Below are 19,564 nucleotides of genomic sequence, written 5' to 3' on the forward strand. Positions count from 1 at the left end.
ATTGCCGCAAGGATAGTGGGTTTTAAAGTCGTTCGTAGAGCCAAGAATCCTCGTGCGTTCACGCCGAGGAGTGTCAATAATCGTGAATTGTGCCGTCAGGCATTATTGTCTTCTGGAGGATAACTTCTTTGAGGTTCGCGCCTCTGAGGTTCGCGCCTCTGAGGTTCGCGCCTCTGAGGTTCGCGCCTCTGAGGTTAGCACCTGAGAGGTTAGCCCATCTCAAGTTAGCTCCTTCTAAGTCAGCACCGCTCAGGTTAGCCTTGAAAAGGTAAACTCCATTGAGGCGAGTTTCCCGCAAGTTAGCCTTGTAAAGCTCAGCTTTGTAAAGGTAAGCTCCTATTAGTTCAGCCTCGTGCAGGTTAGCGTTGCTGAGGTTGGTATTGCTAAGATTAGCCGCTTTGAGGTTAGCGCCGGTAAGGTTAGTGCCAACTAGGTTAGCATCAGCCAGATCTACCCTTTCCAGGTTAGCTTCTCTGAGATCTGCCCCAATAAAGTTGGCAGCACTCAAATCGGCTTCTGTGAGGTCAGCTTTGACGAGGTTAGTCCCGCTGAGGTTAGCTTGGATGAGGATTGCAAGGCTGAGGTTCGCAAGGCTGAGGTTCGCAAGGCTGAGGTTCGCAAGGCTAAGGTTCGCGGTAATGAGTAAAGCCTTGCGGAGATCGGCTTTACTCAGATTAACTTCTATGAGGTTGGCACCTCTGAGGTTAGCACTTTGCAGGTTGGCTTCGCTCAAGTCAGGTTGTATATTTTCGTTTAGAGTTCTCCACTTAATCCATTTAACTGCTCCTTCTTTAAGTAGAGCGAGATGTTCTGCGTTTGCCATCTATCTTGGGTTTCCTTTATGCGATGCAGGGTTGCCAAAGATGACTTTAACTCAAGGTTGGTTTGTTTAAGCAAGTTTTGGTTGTTTGAGAGTTAAAACCAGTTAAAAATTGAGACCAGCGACGGTACTGCCGAAACAATCCCACTTGTGCCTCGTTCTGTGGCAGATTTTTACCAGGATGTGATGAGTGGGCTAAATGCGTTGGGAATTGAAGTGAGGATTTGGACAATGCCACAGGAAGTTGCAGAACCAATTCCATTTGAGCAGGATAGAAAACACGCTGCTTACGATCGCGAATACGCACAGCGACTTTGGCAGATTCTGGTACAAGCAGTTCATCTTGCCTTATGAAGCAGTGCGACAAGCTGAAGATCCAGATGCAATGCCGCTTGTCTTCCTGCAAAGCACATACGATGCTGCTGCCAATTTAGGCCATTGGGACAAAGCCGCGTTGGAAAGAACTTTAGTCTAAGGCTGAGAGACTTCTTGTAAAAATAGAAATCTTTGTTTTTTAACCGCAGATGTAAGCAGATTAACGCAGATGAATCGGATGAAGTATAGCTAGGGGCTAGGGGCTAGGGGCTAGGGGCTAGGGAAGAGGGAAGAGGGAAAAGGTTACTGCGTAAGGGATTTGGATAAGAAGTAAGAGTTGGAGTTGCCCTAACCGCCTTGGCGGTTGCTATATTATTGACGACTAAGGGAAAGGGAAAAGTTTTTTCTCTTTCCCTTAGTCCCTAATTTCTAGCCCTTCTCTTCGCTCAGCACCCAATTGACGAGAGTGCGGACTCCGTAACCCGTTGCACCAACATTGTTGTAGCCGTTTTCCTTGTCGGCCCAAACTGGCCCAGCAACGTCCAAGTGCGCCCAAGGCGTTTCTTTAATAAATTGCTTGAGGAACAAGGCGGCGGTAATCGAACCGCCGGGACGCGGCCCAGTATTCTTCATATCCGCGATCGGCGATTTTAGACCGTCAAAGTATTTTTCTTCCAAAGGCATCCGCCAGAGCTTTTCGCCAGCAACTTCGGCAGCTTGAACTATCTCGTTAGCAACAGCATCGTTCGGACTCCACAACCCAGCAATATCATCGCCTAAAGCAATCACGCAGGCACCAGTTAAAGTGGCTAAATCGATGATGGCGTCAACACCCAGCTTTTCGGCAAACACTAAGGCATCTGCCAAAGTCAGGCGTCCTTCCGCATCGGTGTTGTTGACTTCGATCGTTTTGCCGTTAGAAGCTTTAAGAATATCGCCTGGGCGCATGGCGCGACCGCTAATCATATTTTCTGTAGTAGCGGTGATAAAGTGAACTTCGACATCTGGCTTTAACTGCGCGATCGCTTTTGCTGCACCCAGAGTTGCAGCAGCACCGCCCATGTCTATTTTCATCATTTCGATCCCGCTACCGACACCTTTGATGTTAAGACCGCCAGAGTCAAAAGTAAGACCTTTACCAACGATCGCCAATTTGCGTCTGGGTGTTCCTTCCGGTTTATAAGTCAGGTGGATAAACTTAGGCGGTAACTCAGAAGCTTTCGCTACGCCCAGAAATGCTCCCATACCTAGCTTTTCGCAGTCTTCTTGTTCCAAGATTTCTGCTACCAAACCAAATTCTTCAGCTAGCTTGAGCGCAGTTTCTGCCATAGTTACCGGAGTTACCTCGTTGGCTGGTGCGGCGACGAGTTCCCGCGCTAGGATCACACCGGCACAGATTTGTTTGGCGCGGTTAATTGCCTCTTCTTGACCGCTCAGTCCCAGTAAATCGACTTGTTCCAGTTGCAGCCCTTTATCTTCCGATTCTGACTTAAAGCGGTTATCTTGGTGCAGCGCGAGTTCTATCCCTTCGACGATCGCCCCAACCGTCAACCCTGAGTCATTATTCCATACTGGCAAACTGAGTCCCAGCGTCTTGCATTTTTCCTTTTTAGCCGATCGCGCCGCCGCAGCTGCCGATCGCCGCAAACTATTTAACTTCAGTGCTTCTGCCTTGCCCAGTCCCACCAGTATAATTTTACGGACTGGGCTACCGCTATTGCCAACGCGAGTAGAAACACTGCTGCCTTCTTTTCCCTTAAATTCGGTTTCTGCAATCAATTCCTGCAAAATACCGCCGAACTTATCATCCAACTGAGCCAGATCGCCAGTTAACTCCACCGCATCTTCAAAAAAACCAATTGCCAGTCCATCCCCCGACCAATCTAAGCGTGGGGTATCCGTTGCGCGAAAGTCCATTCCAGGTTTTACCAATTGTGAGTACCTGTAATTAGTATCGATCAATTGATGAGGATCGGGGATAAGTAAGATGGGGTCAGGGGTTAGGGGCTAGGGGAAAAAGGGGAAGAAGGGGCGCACCTAGTCAATCCAAAATCCAAAGGAGAACAAGGAGGATTCTTTCTGCCAACCAACTACATATCACCGCACAATCCAAAATCTAAAATCTTATCATCCAAAATTCTTAGTCAAGATGAGGTAAACTAATTCCCATCTTGTGTTTTTTTAATGGCAGTGGTTACAACTTTTCAGCAAGCCGCGTAATTTATTAACATCCTTCCAGGGGCAGATACATCGAGTCTATCTGATATGCACTTAGATAGATTATTTTAAACTCAAATTTGCGGATTAAAAGTTGTGACGACGAGCAAGGAAAAGGCAAACTTAAAGATGTCGTATTTTCGGAGGCGCAACTAGCAATGTGTCTGCGAAATCAGAACAAGCTGCTGTAATCGTTGGGCGGTGAAAAGTAATGCTAAAGCGACTGAGAAACCCAATTCCTCTGGCTGTTGGTGCGGGGCTATCGGCTCTGTTGATTGGAACTACTCTGTTAGTAATGAGATCGAACACCCTGGGGCAGGGTTGGTCAGAAGCGGGTCAGTTGGGGGGGCAGATAGGTTCCCAGTCAAAAGGGCAGCCGAAGTCCACTGTACTGCCGCTGGTGGCACTTTCAGCTTCTCAGCGGGCCAGCCAGCTGGAAGCGATCGCCTCTGGCGCAAAATCCCTCGATCGCAATCGCGCCCGTTTTCTGCTGGCTGATGACCTAATTCAACAAAAACAGGGCAAAAAAGCGCTGACTTGGTTAGAAGGATTAGAACAAGATTATCAAGTCTTAGCGCCACAAGTCGCCCTCAAACGCGCCCAAGCTTACGAAGTTAGCGGCGATAAAGCTAAAGCTAATGCAGCTTGGCAAGAATTGCTGGAACGCTATGGGGAAAATTCCGTGGCGGCTGAAGCGCTATTTGCCTTGGGACGGAACGATCCTAAACTTTACGATCAAGCGATCGCTTCTTTCCCCAGCCATCCCCGCACTATTGAAATTGCCTGGAGGAGTCTGAAGCAAAATCCCAATCAACTGTCTTTGCTGCTGCTATTACTAAATCACGACACCGACAGCAAGCAAATTAACACGGTGTTAGAAGCCCTGCAACAAAAGTATGCAGCACAACTAAAACCGGAAGACTGGGAAGCAATTGCTTACATTTATTGGGATAGATTTGATTACGACAAAGCGGGAGAAACTTATGCCAAAGCGACCCGCACGCCCCTAAATCTCTACCGCGCCGGTAGGGGACGGCAATTGAGAGGGAAAAGACCAGAAGCGATCGCAGCTTATCAGCAATTGCTGCGCGAGTTTCCCAACGCCAAGGACACTGGTTTGGCGTTGGTACGCTTGGCTCAATTAGTTCCGTCACAACAGGCGCTACCTTATCTGGAAATGGCAATTAACAAATTTCCAGAAAAAGCAGGCGAGGCACTTTTAGCCAAAGCCAAAATCCTCGACGCCACCAACAGTACCAAGTCAGCCTCCCAAGCGCGTCAATTAGCCCTGAGTAAATATGCAGATTCCGAAGCCGTAGCAGAATATCGGTGGAGTCTAGCTAAAGGTAGAGCCAACGCAGGCGATTTTCTGGGAGCTTGGCAATGGGCTCAGCCGATTACCAAAAACAATCCCGATAGCGAGTTGGCTCCCAAAGCTGCCTTTTGGGTTGGGAAATGGGCTACTCGGCTGGGGCATCAAAAGGATGGCAAAGCTTCTTTTGAGTATGTGCTGAGCAACTATCAAGAATCGTACTATGCGTGGCGATCGGCTGGGATACTCGGTTTGGATGTGGGAACTTTCAACACCGTGCGCGACATGACACCGCAAGTGGTGCGTCCCTTTGAGCGATCGCTTTTGCCAGCTGGTTCTGAAGCTGTTAAGGAATTATATCAACTCGGTCAAAACGACGATGCTTGGACGCTTTGGCAAGCGGAATTTCGCGATCGCATACAGCCAACGGTAGCCCAACAATTCACCGATGGCGTTCTGCGCCTGGGCGTAGGGCAAAATATCAAGGGAATTACTAAGGTGGAGAGTCTAGGTTGGTGGCGGGATACACCAGAAGAGCGATCGCAAATATCCGCTCTCAAGCAAGAATCGGCTTATTGGCACGCCCTTTATCCATTTCCATTTCTGGAATACATCGAAAATTGGTCGCAAGAACGCAAGCTTAATCCCTTGCTAGTAACTGCCCTGATGCGGCAAGAATCCCGCTTTGAACCGGCTATCCGTTCCGTCGCCGGTGCTATGGGTTTGATGCAGGTGATGCCCGGTACAGGTGCCTGGATAGCTCAAGCAATCAACATCAAAAGTTATGCTCTGGATAATCCCAACGACAACATCAAATTTGGCACTTGGTATCTGGATCACACCCACGAGACATACAGCAATAACTCTATGTTTGCTGTCGCCAGCTACAATGCTGGGCCTGGAAATGTGTCGAAATGGATTAGAGACTTTGGCTTAAGCGATCCCGACGAATTCGTTGAAGCCGTTCCCTTTGCAGAAACCCAAGGCTATATCAAGCACGTCTTTGAAAACTACTGGAACTACCTGCGGCTGTACAATCCCCAAATGTCTGAAATATTAAGCCGGTACGGGCGGAAATAATTGGGCTACCAGCAGACATCCCAGATCCCAATATTTGTCAGCCCAGAAACCCGCTTTCTTTTAGCCCCAGACGAGCTTTGTAGGTTGGGTTGAGGCCCGAAACTAGGGCAAATGCGTTGGGTTTCGCTCGCGCACGGGCACAACCTACACAGAAATGTCTGATAAGCTGCTACGCATTTAATTTGTATGTTTAGCGGGAGTGGGAGAGTGGGGGAGTGGGGGAGTGGGAGAGGAATTGAAGGTTTGATTGCCGGATTAGAAATATCCGAATTAGATGCGTGTTAGCTTATCATGTCCGGTTGCATCGGTAGCGTAAGCGTGATGCGAGAAATTGTCTGTGGGAATCGAGAGTTAAATTTTTACCACAGATGTAGGCGCTTCGCCTTCCCGTAGGGTAGACAGATGAACACAGATGAACACAGATAAGAGAGTTATTTTTTTTAGACAACCGATGCCACCGGACATGATATGAAATATTAAGCCGGTACGGGCGGAAATAATTGGCTCCCAAAGGCCGATACAATAGTTAACAAATTGGACTGAAGTTGACCCATGACGCCTCCCTCGGAACTAGAAAACACTACCGAGCCATCCTTAGCAGATGCCGGAAACAGGAACGGCAATACAGAAGACGAATTTCTCGATGACCTGCCTGGTGAAGTCGAGATGTCCCTGTTCGACCACTTAGAGGAGTTGCGGTGGCGAATTTTTTACTCCTTGATTGCGGGGGCATTTGGCATAGCAGGTTGCTTCTTTTTTGTCAAGCCGATCGTGCAATTGCTCGAAGTCCCAGCCAAGGGAGTCAAGTTTCTCCAGCTGGCTCCTGGGGAGTTCTTTTTTGTTTCTATTAAAGTCGCCGGATATAGTGGTTTGGTGGTAGCCAGTCCATTTATTCTCTACCAGATTATGATGTTTGTTTTACCCGGATTAACTCGCCGGGAACGCCGTTTGTTGGGGCCAGTGGTTTTCGGATCTAGTTTTCTATTTGTGACTGGACTGGTTTTTGCCTATTTAGCTTTGATTCCAGCCGCCCTCAATTTCTTCATTAGTTATGGGGAAGGTGTTGTAGAGCAGTTGTGGTCGATCGATCGATATTTTGAATTTGTTTTATTGCTTTTATTCAGTACCGGATTAGCATTTCAAATTCCCATAATTCAAGTTCTCCTGGGTTTTTTAGGAATTGTATCTTCCAAACAAATGCTTTCTGGTTGGCGCTTCGTTTTACTGGGTGCGGCAATTTTGGGAGCAGTTCTCACGCCTTCTACTGACCCTTTGACACAAACTCTTTTGGGAGGAGCGGTGGTTGCTTTGTACTTCGGTGGCACGGGTTTGGTAATGCTGTTGGGGAAATAAGAAACATTTAAGTTAACTTAGCACACTAAGAAGAGCTATAGGAGGTTGTATGATGACTTTACAAGAAATTATGAATCATATCGAGGTTTTGCCTGTAGAAGATCGGGAACAATTATTTGAGTTTCTCCGTAAAAAACATGAAGACGCTAGAGGGACTGCTTTTTGGGAGGGGCTACAAAAATTCAGAAAAACCATTGAAGATGAAGGCATCATTTTTAATGACGATGATTTCTCTGATTTAAGAGATCGGAGTGTAGGACGGGAAGTTAATCTATGAGTCTATACCTATTAGATACAAACACACTGTCAGAGCCGACGCGACCTATTCCTAATGCTAGAGTTCTGGAAAAGCTGAATGTTCATAAATCAGAAATTTCTGTTGCTAGTGTTGTTGTCCATGAGCTTTTATATGGTTGTTGGCGTTTGCCAGAATCTAGAAGACGAGAAACTTTTTGGAACTATATCCATGAATCAGTTTTAAATTTACCGATTCTTGATTATGATTTAAAGGCAGCCCAATGGCACGCACAGGAAAGGGCTAGGTTATCTAAGATTGGTAAAACTCCTGCGTTTGCAGATGGACAGATTGCGAGTATTGCTTACTGTAATAATTTAGTTTTAGTGACTAATAATATATCTGATTTTCGTGATTTTGATAGTTTAAGGATTGAAAATTGGTTTGTTAGTTAAGGCTTTCCTTCTCAAAAGAGACTCGTCGAGTCAAACAATATATACAGCGGTTCCCGCTCTTATGAGGTACAGTAGCAATTAGTAAACCAATTTATTACAAACCGCTACAGAATATTTAGTGTACCTCATTACAGCGGAAACCGCTGTATATTATCTGTTTTCACAAATAAAGCTACTCGATCCCATCTGAAAATTTACCTAAATTATCCAGCCGCCACCTAGCATCTGCTTTCCGATTTGTCCTCAATTCTAATACCCGAATTCCTTTTTCAGGCAGTGGATTCAATCGTTGCTTAAATTGTTCCCAAGAAGTAATTAATTCATATTCCACACCGTAAGTAACACAGATATGAGAAAAATCAATATCCTGCGGTGTCGCAAAAAATTCCTCAAAGGGCGGTTCAAACTTGGCAATGGGCAACATTTCAAAGATCCCGCCACCATTGTTATTAATTAAAACAATTGTCAGATGTCCTCTAAATTTGTTTCTCAATAAAAAGCCGTTGGTGTCGTGCAATAATGCTAAATCTCCCGTCAACATTACGCTGCTTTGGTTGCGATGGGCAATGCCTAAAGCGGTTGATAAAGTGCCATCAATGCCATTAGCACCACGGTTGAAAAAAGGTTGAATTCCAGAGTTGTTTGGTGTCCAGAAAAATTCTACATCTCGCACTGGCATACTGTTACCAATAAAGATAGGCGTTTCTGTTGGTAAAGTCTGCGAGAGTAACCAAGCTGCTTTGCCTTCAAATATCGTGTCTGTCGTCCTCATTGTTTCGTCGATGCGTTGTCTAACTGTTACTTCGGCATTACACCATATTTGAAGATATTTACTGATAATGTTTGGTTCAAATTGACATATTTGTGCTAGTTGTTCTACTGATAGTCGCAGGTGGGTTGTTTGGCCATGTAGTGAATCTAAATTGTGATAGCTGGGGTCAATTACCCATCGGCTCGGTTGGGTGAGTTCTAACCAGTTTCGCAGTTCTTTGCTGGTGGGTAAGTCTCCGATCTGAATGACGATTTCGGGTGTAAGCTGTTGTGCTAGTTGCTGGTTTCGTAAGATGAGATCGTAGGTAGAAATTAAGTAAGGATTTAATTCTGCATGGTTTCTTAATGGGGATAATCCCTCAGCTAATACAGGCCATTTTAATGTTTGGGCAAGTTGCGATATCGCTCTACAATATTCTTTGGGAAATTGCGGATTTGCAGTTCCCGCAATGATAATTCCGCGATCGGAAACCTCACCCCCCAGCCCCCTCTCCGCCAGCGGAGAGGGGGGGAAGGAAAAGAGGGAGGTTTTCTCGGTTTTGGATAGGAAAGCAAAGAAGTCTTCTGGTTGGAATTGCGATCGCAACTTCTCGGTCGCAGCGTCGGGTATGGGGGCGAGGGGGTCGCGAAAGGGGATGTTAAGATGAACTGGGCCAGGAACGGGAAAGAGGGAGCGTTCCCAGGCATGAATTACCGTCTGCCGCAGATAATTCAACATTCCCATTTCCAAAGATGGCACGGCTAATTCTGTTTGCCAGTTGGGATAATTGCCATATAATTTCACCTGATCGATCGTCTGTCCAGAATGACAATCTCGTAATTCTGGGGGCCGATCGGCTGTAAAAACTAAAAGCGGTACTCGACTTTCTCTGGCTTCAATTACAGCTGGATAAAAGTTAGCCCCAGCGGTTCCAGAAGTACAAACCAGCGCTACGGGCAACCCTGATTTTTTGGCAATTCCCAACGCAAAAAAAGCAGCCGATCGCTCATCCAAAACTGGTATTGCTTCTACTCCATCTTGTTGGGCAAAAGCAACTGCAAGAGAAGTAGAACGCGAACCAGGACAGATTACTGCTGTGGTTAATCCGAGTCGTTTTAAGGTTTCCGTCAGAATGGAAGCCCAAACAGAATTAGTGTTACGAAAGTCAATGGGCATTGGGAATTGAGAATTGGGAATTGTGTCACTAATGACTAATGACTATCAAACTAATGCTTTTAGCAGGGCTTGAAGTTTCAGTTGAATTTCTGCGAACTCTTTGTCTGGATCGGACCCAGCAACGATACCAGCACCGGCGTATAGTCTAGCGCGATCGCTATCTATCAATGCCGATCGGATGCCCACGACAAACTCGCTGTTACCCCGATGGTCTATCCAACCCAACGGGGCAGCATAAACAGAGCGATCGAAGGCTTCATAGCGGCGAATTTGCCTCAGCGCAACATCTCTGGGATCGCCTGCAACAGCCGGGGTGGGATGGAGTTCTGCCAAAATCTCTAATGGATGCACGCCAACAGGAATCTTACCGCGAATTGGTGTCCATAAATGCTGAATATTTGACAGTTGTAAAAGACTGGGCTCAGGCAGTCGCTGGGGTGTCAAATCGAGGCTGGCTAAGCGCTGGACAATGAAATCAATTACAACCCGATGCTCCCGCCGCTCCTTTTCGCTCCTCAGTAACCGTTCGGCAAAATAGGCATCTTGGGCTGGTGTTTTGCCTCGCGGTGCTGACCCTGCCAAAGCATCGGTTTCTAACTCGCGATCGCGAATCCGAATTAAGCGCTCTGGGCTGGCACCAATAAAATTTTGACCTTTGCCATTACTGGTGGAAAAAACGTAGCAATCAGGATACATTCTTCGCAAATTCTTCAACGAATCAACTCGATGAAAAGGTTGTGGCGAATTCACTTCAATTGCGTGAGCTAGGACAATCTTGCTAATTTGATTCGAGCGAATTGTTTCCAGAGCAGATAATACTGAAGCTTGAAAATCTTTTTTATCGGTAACATCTTGGGGTTTAAATTTATGTTGGCGCTCGATAACATTATATTTAAAATTCGGATTTGCTGAAGATCTAATTTTATCTAGTTTATGCAAAATATTATCAACTACATCTGATATATTTATATGCCAATCGATCGCAATATTAACTACTATAACACAGCAATCTTTTTTACATGACACCTGCCAGCTAGGTAAGAAAACCGTTGCTGCCGGAAAAGGAGAGTCTTCATTCAAATTTTCATCAAAAAATGTGAAGGTACAGAAAAAGTGAGGCCCAGAAAATGGTAAGTCTAATGCGCCAGTCGCAATTGTGTTAGCAAGGCATGAATCAATAAATTTTTGTGCTTGGTCAAAGCGCTGCACTCCTTCCAATTTGAATTTAGCTGCTGTATCGATCGCTGCGATCGCTTCCCCTTGGTTGGTTTTTTCCACGTAAAAATGCAGCTGTTCTGGTTCGGCAATCTTATCCAGTACAGCTAGCGGATCGAGGGGTTTACTTTCTATAGAAATACTGACAACTTTTTTCTGTCCTTCTTCGATTAACGTTTGTTTACAAGCCAAAAGAAACTGATGCAGTTCCTTGCGATCCTGAAACAGATTAGCACGATATGTCACTGGCATGGAAGCGAACATAGCAAATTTTTTTAACTTTTGCTTGCCAAATTTTCAATTATGAGCATGGTATAGCCATAGTCACATAGGTTAGGATAGTATTGAGCGCTCAAAGCAAGAAAGCGACTGTGTTTACACTCAGCACTCAGCACTCAGCACTCAGCACTTTGCTATATGTCTGAAGTTAAGACACACCCACTCCATCTAACCACTTCTGGCGTTGCCTTGTATCAAGCTAGACTCCCCGACCCCCAAACAGCCCCCTTGTGCTGGCGTGGATGGGAGACAGATGGGAGGCCAAAAACCGCCCCAAATGAACCGGCAAAGGTTCTGGCAACGGGTCAAGTCGAGTTTGTCATGCCTGCGTGGTAACCTCCAGGGCAAAGATTTGGCGTCGCGTCGTCCAGATTGAGTTTACCATCGCTACCAGAGCATCATAAAATTATTAAATTCCCAAAATTAAATTGATACTCTCTGATGACTACACAATCTATTGCTCCTTCAAACAGTAAGTTGTGGCTAGCAGCACTTAAACCACCTATGTACAGTGTTGCCATTATTCCAATTTGGGTGGGAACTGCGGTGGCTTTCGCTGAAACAAAAACCATTAATGGAGTAATATTTTCTACATTTCTAATCTCAGCCATTTTGATTATTGCATGGCTGAATCTCAGCAACGATGTGTTTGACTCGGAAACGGGAATTGATAAAAACAAAGCGCATTCGCTTGTTAATTTAACAGGAAATAAACCTTTAATTTTCTGGCTGGCGAATCTGTTTTTAGCTCTAGGTATTCTGGGGGTATTGGCTCTAGCATGGCTTCAGCAAGACCTCACAGTCATCGGGCTGGTACTCCTCTGCTGTGCTATGGGCTACACTTACCAGGGGCCACCCTTTCGCTTAGGCTACCAGGGTTTGGGAGAAATTATTTGCTTGATTACCTTTGGGCCATTGGGCGGCTCGGCGGCTTACTACAGCCAAACCCAAACCTGGTCAACGATGAACCTTGCAGCCTCTATTATCGTAGGAATCGCCACCAGTATAATTTTATTTTGCTCGCATTTTCATCAAGTTGAGGATGATTTAGCGGCAGGAAAGCGATCGCCCATCGTCCGACTCGGCACCGCTAAGGGTTCCCAAGTGTTATTTTGGTTTGGCAGCAGCATTTACGCCCTCACTCTGCTATTTGTCGTATTGCACATTTTCCCACTTTGGACGTTGCTAACCTTTGCTAGTTTACCCTTTGCCCTCAAATTATTCCAGCACGTTCGCCAATATCACGACCAACCGGAAAAAGTCAGCAATTGTAAATTCATCGCCGTAGCCCTGCATTTTTGCAGCGGATTGCTATTAGGATTAGGGTTCATACTTAGTGTCTAAAAACCCCACCCTAACCCTCCCCCTTAACAGAAAAGGAATCAGAAAAAAATTTCTCCCTCTCCGTTGCGGGGAGGGGGGTTAGGGGGTGGGGTTTCGATAACTTTGGTAAGAAGTCTAATAAATCTATATCAAATTGTTTTATTACTAAAGTAAATGTAGATGCTAAAATTTGATGATTATCAATTTAACTATTCTTTGACAGGTAGTAGAGACAACCAACCTCTTCTCTTTTTGCATGGGTTTATGGGCAGCAGCAATGACTTTAATAATGCAATAGCATTACTGGCTGACCAATTTTATTGTCTGGCTATCGATCTTCCCGGACATGGAAAAACAAAAGTGTTCGGTGGCGAGGATCGCTATACAATGCTAAACACAGCCCAAGCTGCGATCGCTTTACTAGATCGGTTAAATATAACAGAAAAATGCTTCTTAGTTGGCTATTCTATGGGAGGTAGATTGGCGTTATATCTTACTCTTCATTTTCCCGATCGCTTTGCTAAAGTAGTTTTGGAATCTACCTCTCCAGGTTTAAAGACTGCTGGAGAAAAAATATCCCGCATCCAAAGGGATTCACAATTAGCTAAAGAACTGGAAACAGGGGATTTTAAGGCTTTTTTATTAAACTGGTATAATCAACCAATTTTCCATAAGTTAAAAAAACATCCTAAATTTGATAAATTGTTAGAGAGCCGATTAGATAATAGTCCTTTAGAATTAGCTAAATCTCTCCGCCACATGGGAACAGGTTCTCATACTTATTTACAATATAAGCTTGAGTATAATAAAATCCCCTTGCTTTTGCTAGTAGGTGAATATGACGATAAATTTAAAATTATAAATGAGAAAATGCTTAAAGTTTCTCAAGTAGCAAACATGAAAATAATTAAAAATTGCGGTCATAATATTCATTTTGAGGACATGAATTTATGGGTTAGACATCTGAAAGAATTTTGTAATTAGTTAATAGGCTTAATTAATGACATACAGGCATCTGATCGATCGCATGATTCACTACAAATTTGAATTTCGTTCCTACCAGCGTCGGTTTAGACAGCCTTTGCAAACCAGTCACGGCGTTTGGGAGATCCGCGAAGGTATTATCATCCGCCTCACCGATGAAACCGGGCATATTGGCTGGGGTGAAATTGCCCCTCTCACCTGGTTTGGTTCGGAAACTATCGAGTCAGCGTTAGATTTTTGTCGCCAACTGCCAAATGCCATTAAAAGCGAGACAATTTTCTCTATTCCAGATAATTTGCCCTGCTGTCAATTTGGTTTTGAATCTGCTTGGGAAGCATTAGATGACCATTTAAAATCCCAAATCCCAAATCTAAAATCCCAAATCGCCTACAGTGGTTTATTACCTGCTGGGAAAGCTGCCTTAGATCGATGGCAAGTGCTTTGGCAGCAAGGCACTTATACTTTTAAATGGAAAATCGGAGTAGCACCAATTCAAGAGGAAATGAACATTTTCGATCGGCTAATTGAGGCACTACCAACTGAGACAAAACTGCGATTGGATGCTAATGCTGGGTTAAACTGGCAAGAAGCAAATAAATGGCTGGGAGTTTGCGATATAGCGAACATAGAATTTCTAGAACAACCCCTACCGATCGATCGATTTGATGCCATGCTAGATTTAAGTAAGCGATATTCTACTCCCCTGGCATTAGATGAATCGGTTGCTACTATTAAGCAACTGCAAACCTGTTACCAACTGGGTTGGCGGAGTATTTTTGTCATCAAACCTTGCATAGTAGGTTCCCCCAAACTTCTGCGTCAATTTTGCCAGCAGCATGACATCGATGCCGTCTTTTCATCTGTTTTTGAAACAACCATTGGCAGACAAGCTGCACTCAACCTCGCAGCTGAACTTTCCCGCCATAATCGTGCCGTTGGTTTTGGCGTCAACCACTGGTTTAATGAAGATGACGAAAGAAACCCGGTTTCTTGAAGAAACCGGGTTTCTAATCTGTACTGCAAGTGAAAACCGCTATATGGAACAACCCTTAGTTAATCTTCTAGATCTCGATCTTGTGGGGCGGGCGTCTCGCCTGCCCAGTGATTGGTTAATTGGTTACGACAGCCGTCAATTTACCCAACTTGCCCAACAATTATATTTAGAATTAATCCAACTATCTCACCGTCAAACACCACCAAAAATTATCATATCCGATCGCAATCCTGTACGATTTTTAGCTGGTTTCATCGCTGCAACTTCCGCCCATTGTCCAGTATTTCTCTGCAATCCCGATTGGGTAAAAGCCGAATGGCAACAAGTCTTCGATTTAGTTAAACCAGACATTATTTGGGGACAAGAGGCAATCAGCAATAAACAAGAAGGAAATTGCCCAATCCAAAATCCAAAATCCAAAATCCAAAATGGAATCATGATTCCCACTGGCGGTTCATCGGGTCAGATTCGCTTTACCATTCATACCTGGTCAACATTGACAGCATCAGTGCAAGGATTTACCCAATATTTCCATCTAGATCGAGTAAATTCTTTTTGCGTCTTACCCCTGTATCATGTCAGCGGTTTGATGCAATTTATGCGATCGTTTATCACTGGAGGAAAACTGGCAATTCTACCATTTAAACCACTAGAAAATGTTCAAAAATGCCATATCGAAACAGCAGATTTTTTGATATCTATAGTGCCAACCCAACTCGAACGTCTGTTGCATCATTACCCAACATGGTTGTCCCGCTTTCAGACAGTTCTCTTAGGAGGTGCGCCAGCTTGGCACGAACTTCTCGAACAGGCAAAACACCACCGTATTCCCTTAGCACTCACCTACGGTATGACAGAAACTGCCTCGCAGATTGTCACCCTTAAACCGTCAGATTTTCTCAATGGAAATAATAGTTGCGGACAGGTTTTACCCCATGCAAAAGTAATGATTTGCACTCCAGATGGGGAGATATTAGGTGCGAACGAAACAGGCATTATTACTATCGAAGCTGATTCTTTAGCGCTTGGTTATTATCCCGATTCTTTATTTGTCAGCCGTCCTTTGTCATTGGAAAATGATAAGATAAAAAAGATAATCTTTCAACCAGATGACTTGGGATTTTTTGACGATCGCGGTTATTTAAACATTGTCGGTCGTAGCAGCCATAAAATCATCACTGGCGGCGAAAATGTCTTCCCATCTGAGGTAGAAGCAGCGATTCGATCGACTAACTTGGTTAGCGATGTTTGCGTGATTGGTTTACCAGATCGACATTGGGGTCAAGCGGTGACTGCTGTTTATGTTCCCAGCAATCCCGAAGTTAATATCGATACGCTAAAAACCGCATTAGATGATAAATTAAGTAAATTCAAGCGTCCTAAATATTGGGTTTCTGTTGAAAAATTACCCCGCAACACTCAAGATAAAGTTAACCGCGAACAAATCCAACAAATTGCTATGTTGTGGCATCAGCATCACTCCAATCGTGCAACCAATCAATAATATCTTTTGGCAATTCTTTTCGGCTTCTATTAATTGGATCGATGCAGACGTGCCTGGTAAGTGCTTTCGCAAGTAACTGCTGATTCGTAGAAAAAACTTTATAGGCAATTTCAAATTTATTGCTGGTCAAATATTGAGGCAATAAAAAGATAATTATCTTGTCGCCGCAAAACATAGGGCTAAGAAAATCTACGCTGGCATGAACTATGGGAATGGCAACCGCTGAACTACTGAAAAATGACTTAAGAGTAATGCCAGATTTAACCAGGGATTCTTCGTATGCTTCATGACACATTGCTAAAACGTTAGCGAAGTAGACGACGCCTGCTGCATCGGTATCTTGAAAGTGAATTGTACGAGTGTAAGAGAAAGGCATATGTCAATGGATTTTGGATTGACCCGACGGATGAATCGGGCGGGCTCTGAAATCGCCCGCTAAATTGCTGATATAATTGTTATACAACCTTAATCAGCTTCATTGCTATGACTACCTCAACTACTACAGGTATCCAAAGCGTCCTCACAACAGCTTTTTCTCAGTGGAAACCCGCTACCTGGGAAGATTACTTAGCCTATCGTGACGCCGAAACCGCAGAGAGAGTCAGACTGTTTTTTTATCAGGATCGTCTTTTAATTGATATGGGTTCAGAAGGAATTAATCACGCTACCGTTAGTGACTTGTTTACCTTGCTGTTTGGCTTTTGGTTTAGTCTCTTTAGAGAACAAACGGCGGCTTCTTTCGGACGTTGTTTGCTTGAGAAAGTAAAGATACAAGCTGCCGCACCAGATTTAGTATTGTACATCGGCGAAGGAGTTCCACAGTGGCAATCAGGGGAACGGCGTCGGATTGATTTGGATAGGTGGCGAGTTCCCGATTTGGTTGGCGAAATTTCCGATACAACTCTGGTGACTGATTTGGATGAAAAGAAAAAACTTTATGCCGATTTGAGAATACCAGAATACTGGGTGATTAATATTCGAGGTAGACAGGTAATCATATTTCGGTTACAGGAAAATGGCAAATATCAACAATGTAGTGAATCTGTCGCGCTTGCAGGTTTATCCATCACTTTGCTAGAGGAAACTTTGGAACGTCTGAGTGAAGGAACTAATATTAGTGCTGCGCTTTGGTTTGCTCAACAAATTGCTAATTTTAAGGCTGAGTAGGTATAATACTAAATCCGCTTCTATCACCCTCTTTTTAAAACCAGGAGGAAGAAAGATAAAAAAAATTTGCAATTTGCTGCATTCACATACAAAATAACCCTGGTGCTTATACCAAGGCTATTTTGTAGTTTCGATCGCACAAATTTATGCGGCGAACAGGAATCTTCTAAATAAACTTCTATCCTTTGTTTTTTATCAACATGACATCTATAATCTTGACAGCGTTTGCTTCTGATATCTCTAAAGCGCGATAGAGATCGTTCAAAAGTTTTTCTTCCTCTTCGGTGACTTCGCCATCTGCCAAAACGATATCAGTTGCTACAGCAAAAGAAGTCTCTTTGAGTTCGTCTGGAAGTGTAGTTATTGCGGCATTAAACAGCACCTCAATACCTTCTCGTTGGAGAATGCCCAGGAGTCGATCGATCATTTTTCGCATCACGTCGGCGGGATAGCTCCTGAACAGCTGCATCCGCGATAAAGTAGTGCTAATAGCTTGCGCTTCGGAATCAGTCATGTAACCGTCTGCGGCTACGGCAATCAGTGCGATCGCAGCAAATGCTTCCGCTGGCCCCAGCGTTGTTTGGGTTTGCTTGCGACCACCAGCTATTTTATCGAACAAGCCCATTGTATTTTCCTCTTTCTGGAATACTGTCCTAAGTATTACTAGCACATTACTGTATAGGGGCAATATTGTCCAAAAAAATTAATTTTATCTAAAATGGCACCAACACCGCAAATCGCTGCCGACAAAGATGCGGGCCGGTAATCTGTCAAACGCAGCGTGCGACCCAGCAACTGGGACTGCAAGCCATGAAACTCGTCAGCCAAACCGGATTCCTCCCGATTTTCACTTGGTAGATCGTACATCGTCGGCAGCGTCCGCTTCGCAGGAAGGGGCGGTTCTATTTGGGAAATCGAGGGACGCTGTGGCAGCATAAGACGTTATGCGTCGAAGTTCATTGAACTACCAACTTTATATTATACAAACTATTCACCATAAATTGCCAAATCAGCCTGCAAATAGTCAACAAATTGTCTTGCCGTTCTTCCCGATCGCCCATTATGGCGAGTTGCCCACTGCAATGCACGAAATTCCAAATCTTTCCCATCGATATTAATTCCCGCTTGCGCTGCCAAATGCCCGACAATTGTTAAATAAGTTTTCTGATCGGCTGGTTCAAAAGTTAAAGTCAGACCAAAGCGATCGCTAAACGAAAGCTTTTCCTGAACCGTATCCCACGCATGAACTTCATCACCATCCTTGGGAGTCGGTCTATCTTTAAAAAACTCTCGAATCAAATGACGCCGATTGGTAGTAGCATAAACCACCACATTTTTTGGTCGCGCAGTTACATTCCCTTCAAGCACAACTTTAAGAGCTTTAAAAGCATCATCATCTTCCTCAAATGAGAGGTCGTCCACAAAAATGATAAACTTCTGGGGAACATCCCGCAACTGTTCTACAATTATCGATAAATCTTTTAGGTCAGATTTGGCAACTTCAATCAAACGCAGATGGCGATTAGCATACTCATTTAACAAACCCTTCACCAAAGAAGATTTTCCCGAACCGCGACTGCCATAAAGCAACACATGAAGGGCTGGATAACCGGCTAGTAAAAATTCAGTATTTTTCACCAAAGCATCTTGCTGAAACTCATAGCCCACTAACTCATTCAGCCGTACAGAATCGGGATGGGGAATGCCCACTAACTGTCCTGATTGCCAGCGCAAAGCTCGATATTCCGCAAATATACCAGTGCCAAATTCCCGGTAGTAAGCTACTAAATCTGACAGCGCATCTGCCCAATTTTCCAGATCTTGCAGAGACGCGATCGCTTTTTCTTCTACATCAGATAGAAAACTGGCAGAAATGCGATCGCAATACCAAGCCACAGGTGCCAGCAGCAGTTCCGCTGCCTCTTGCACCAAACAGCTAAGTTCAGCACCACTGCACTCGTAGATACTTTGCAAAGCCTGTAAATCCTGCCCAGCAGCAGCTACCAAAGCCGGAGGCAAACTCGCCAATTCGCCTCGTTGCGCTGACTGGGTAAACGGATTATCGTCCCTGAGAATTTGACCGATCAGGTAGTCCTGCCAGCTATGATTTGTAGCAGCTAAAGCTTTGAACCAGCGTCCGTAGGCTTCTAGGTAAGTCAATCCATCGGCATCCCAGCGTCGTAAAGCCTCCAGCAGATCGATGAAAGCAACTCCCGGTGGCCCGCTCAAAACCGATCGGTACAGCAACAGAGACGCCGCTTGGCGTTGCAGGAACACGATAGAGTTAATAGCTTGGGCATCTAAAAAAGACATAATTCATATTTTAGAGGAATTGGAGACACAGACCGCCCTATTACCCACCCCGTCAGTTAAATTCGTCTTTC

At 44.7% G+C, this 19,564-nt stretch carries 19 protein-coding genes; 11 read left to right on the plus strand and 8 right to left on the minus strand.

From position 1 onward, the window contains the following. Positions 1-73: 73 nt before the first annotated feature. Entirely contained in the window at positions 74-823 is a 750-nt protein-coding gene (locus tag LAY57_RS01170) for a pentapeptide repeat-containing protein (protein ID WP_249064450.1), read from the minus strand. Between the two features lie 147 nt (positions 824-970). Between LAY57_RS01170 and LAY57_RS01175 the strand changes: the two genes are divergently transcribed. Both LAY57_RS01175 and LAY57_RS01180 read left to right on the plus strand, forming a co-directional pair. Then, positions 971-1,174: a DUF5996 family protein gene (locus LAY57_RS01175; RefSeq protein ID WP_249064451.1), complete on the plus strand. Its 204-nt coding sequence runs from the start codon at positions 971-973 to the stop codon at positions 1,172-1,174. Continuing rightward, a complete protein-coding gene (locus LAY57_RS01180) occupies positions 1,164-1,295 on the plus strand; it encodes a DUF5996 family protein (RefSeq protein WP_249064452.1) in 132 nt (43 codons plus the stop codon). Before LAY57_RS01175 ends, LAY57_RS01180 begins: the two co-directional genes overlap by 11 nt. A 269-nt stretch (positions 1,296-1,564) precedes the next feature. Here the strand turns inward: LAY57_RS01180 and LAY57_RS01185 are convergent, their stop codons facing one another. Next, positions 1,565-3,052 carry a leucyl aminopeptidase gene (locus LAY57_RS01185; RefSeq protein ID WP_249064453.1) on the minus strand — a complete coding sequence of 496 codons (1,488 nt, stop codon included), beginning with the start codon at positions 3,050-3,052 and terminating at the stop codon, positions 1,565-1,567. 511 nt (positions 3,053-3,563) lie between these two features. Between LAY57_RS01185 and LAY57_RS01190 the strand changes: the two genes are divergently transcribed. From LAY57_RS01190 to LAY57_RS01205, 4 genes are all read left to right on the plus strand, one after another. Beyond that, positions 3,564-5,744: a lytic transglycosylase domain-containing protein gene (locus LAY57_RS01190; RefSeq protein ID WP_249064455.1), complete on the plus strand. Its 2,181-nt coding sequence runs from the start codon at positions 3,564-3,566 to the stop codon at positions 5,742-5,744. A gap of 552 nt (positions 5,745-6,296) precedes the next feature. Further along, positions 6,297-7,097, plus strand: coding sequence for a twin-arginine translocase subunit TatC (gene tatC / locus LAY57_RS01195; RefSeq protein ID WP_249064457.1), 801 nt, complete (start codon positions 6,297-6,299; stop codon positions 7,095-7,097). Positions 7,098-7,146: 49 nt separating this feature from the next. Further along, on the plus strand, positions 7,147-7,374 hold the full coding sequence (locus LAY57_RS01200; protein ID WP_249064458.1) for a hypothetical protein: 228 nt from the start codon (positions 7,147-7,149) through the stop codon (positions 7,372-7,374). Next, positions 7,371-7,787, plus strand: a complete 417-nt coding sequence (locus LAY57_RS01205; RefSeq protein WP_249064460.1) for a type II toxin-antitoxin system VapC family toxin — start codon at positions 7,371-7,373, stop codon at positions 7,785-7,787. Before LAY57_RS01200 ends, LAY57_RS01205 begins: the two co-directional genes overlap by 4 nt. Positions 7,788-7,959: 172 nt before the next feature. Here the strand turns inward: LAY57_RS01205 and menD are convergent, their stop codons facing one another. Together menD and LAY57_RS01215 are read right to left on the minus strand one after the other, a co-directional pair. Continuing rightward, a complete protein-coding gene (gene menD, locus LAY57_RS01210; RefSeq protein WP_249064461.1) occupies positions 7,960-9,714 on the minus strand; it encodes a 2-succinyl-5-enolpyruvyl-6-hydroxy-3-cyclohexene-1-carboxylic-acid synthase in 1,755 nt (584 codons plus the stop codon). Positions 9,715-9,759: 45 nt separating this feature from the next. Beyond that, complete coding sequence (locus LAY57_RS01215) at positions 9,760-11,193, minus strand: isochorismate synthase (RefSeq protein WP_249064462.1); 1,434 nt, start codon at positions 11,191-11,193, stop codon at positions 9,760-9,762. Between the two features lie 456 nt (positions 11,194-11,649). Between LAY57_RS01215 and menA the strand changes: the two genes are divergently transcribed. The 4 genes from menA (at position 11,650) to LAY57_RS01235 (ending at position 16,013) form a co-directional block, all read left to right on the plus strand. Beyond that, a complete protein-coding gene (gene menA, locus LAY57_RS01220; protein ID WP_249064463.1) occupies positions 11,650-12,552 on the plus strand; it encodes a 2-carboxy-1,4-naphthoquinone phytyltransferase in 903 nt (300 codons plus the stop codon). A gap of 159 nt (positions 12,553-12,711) precedes the next feature. After that, on the plus strand, positions 12,712-13,515 hold the full coding sequence (gene menH / locus LAY57_RS01225) for a 2-succinyl-6-hydroxy-2,4-cyclohexadiene-1-carboxylate synthase (RefSeq protein WP_249064464.1): 804 nt from the start codon (positions 12,712-12,714) through the stop codon (positions 13,513-13,515). Positions 13,516-13,561: 46 nt separating this feature from the next. Then, the gene (locus LAY57_RS01230; RefSeq protein ID WP_338022338.1) at positions 13,562-14,509 is read left to right on the plus strand and encodes an o-succinylbenzoate synthase; all 948 of its coding nucleotides are present in this window, start codon (positions 13,562-13,564) and stop codon (positions 14,507-14,509) included. A gap of 43 nt (positions 14,510-14,552) precedes the next feature. After that, entirely contained in the window at positions 14,553-16,013 is a 1,461-nt protein-coding gene (locus LAY57_RS01235; protein ID WP_249064466.1) for a 2-succinylbenzoate--CoA ligase, read from the plus strand. Here the strand turns inward: LAY57_RS01235 and LAY57_RS01240 are convergent. Continuing rightward, on the minus strand, positions 15,967-16,389 hold the full coding sequence (locus LAY57_RS01240; RefSeq protein WP_249064467.1) for an acyl-CoA thioesterase: 423 nt from the start codon (positions 16,387-16,389) through the stop codon (positions 15,967-15,969). The two genes, LAY57_RS01235 and LAY57_RS01240, sit on opposite strands and share 47 nt — an antisense overlap. A 107-nt stretch (positions 16,390-16,496) precedes the next feature. On the opposite strand from LAY57_RS01240, the gene LAY57_RS01245 reads away from it, so the two are divergent. Continuing rightward, on the plus strand, positions 16,497-17,180 hold the full coding sequence (locus tag LAY57_RS01245; RefSeq protein ID WP_249064468.1) for a Uma2 family endonuclease: 684 nt from the start codon (positions 16,497-16,499) through the stop codon (positions 17,178-17,180). 178 nt (positions 17,181-17,358) lie between these two features. On the opposite strand, the gene LAY57_RS01250 is transcribed toward LAY57_RS01245, so the two are convergent. Genes LAY57_RS01250 through LAY57_RS01260 form a run of 3 tightly spaced genes read right to left on the minus strand, consistent with a single transcriptional unit; the run spans position 17,359 to position 19,493 of the window. Then, entirely contained in the window at positions 17,359-17,805 is a 447-nt protein-coding gene (locus LAY57_RS01250; protein ID WP_249064469.1) for a tellurite resistance TerB family protein, read from the minus strand. A gap of 38 nt (positions 17,806-17,843) precedes the next feature. After that, positions 17,844-18,116, minus strand: a complete 273-nt coding sequence (locus LAY57_RS01255) for a hypothetical protein (RefSeq protein WP_249064470.1) — start codon at positions 18,114-18,116, stop codon at positions 17,844-17,846. Positions 18,117-18,167: 51 nt separating this feature from the next. Then, complete coding sequence (locus tag LAY57_RS01260; protein WP_249064472.1) at positions 18,168-19,493, minus strand: ATP-binding protein; 1,326 nt, start codon at positions 19,491-19,493, stop codon at positions 18,168-18,170. Positions 19,494-19,564: the final 71 nt, after the last annotated feature.

The sequence above is a fragment of the Argonema antarcticum A004/B2 genome (assembly GCF_023333585.1).
In the GTDB taxonomy this organism is placed as follows: Bacteria; Cyanobacteriota; Cyanobacteriia; order Cyanobacteriales; family Aerosakkonemataceae; genus Argonema; species Argonema antarcticum.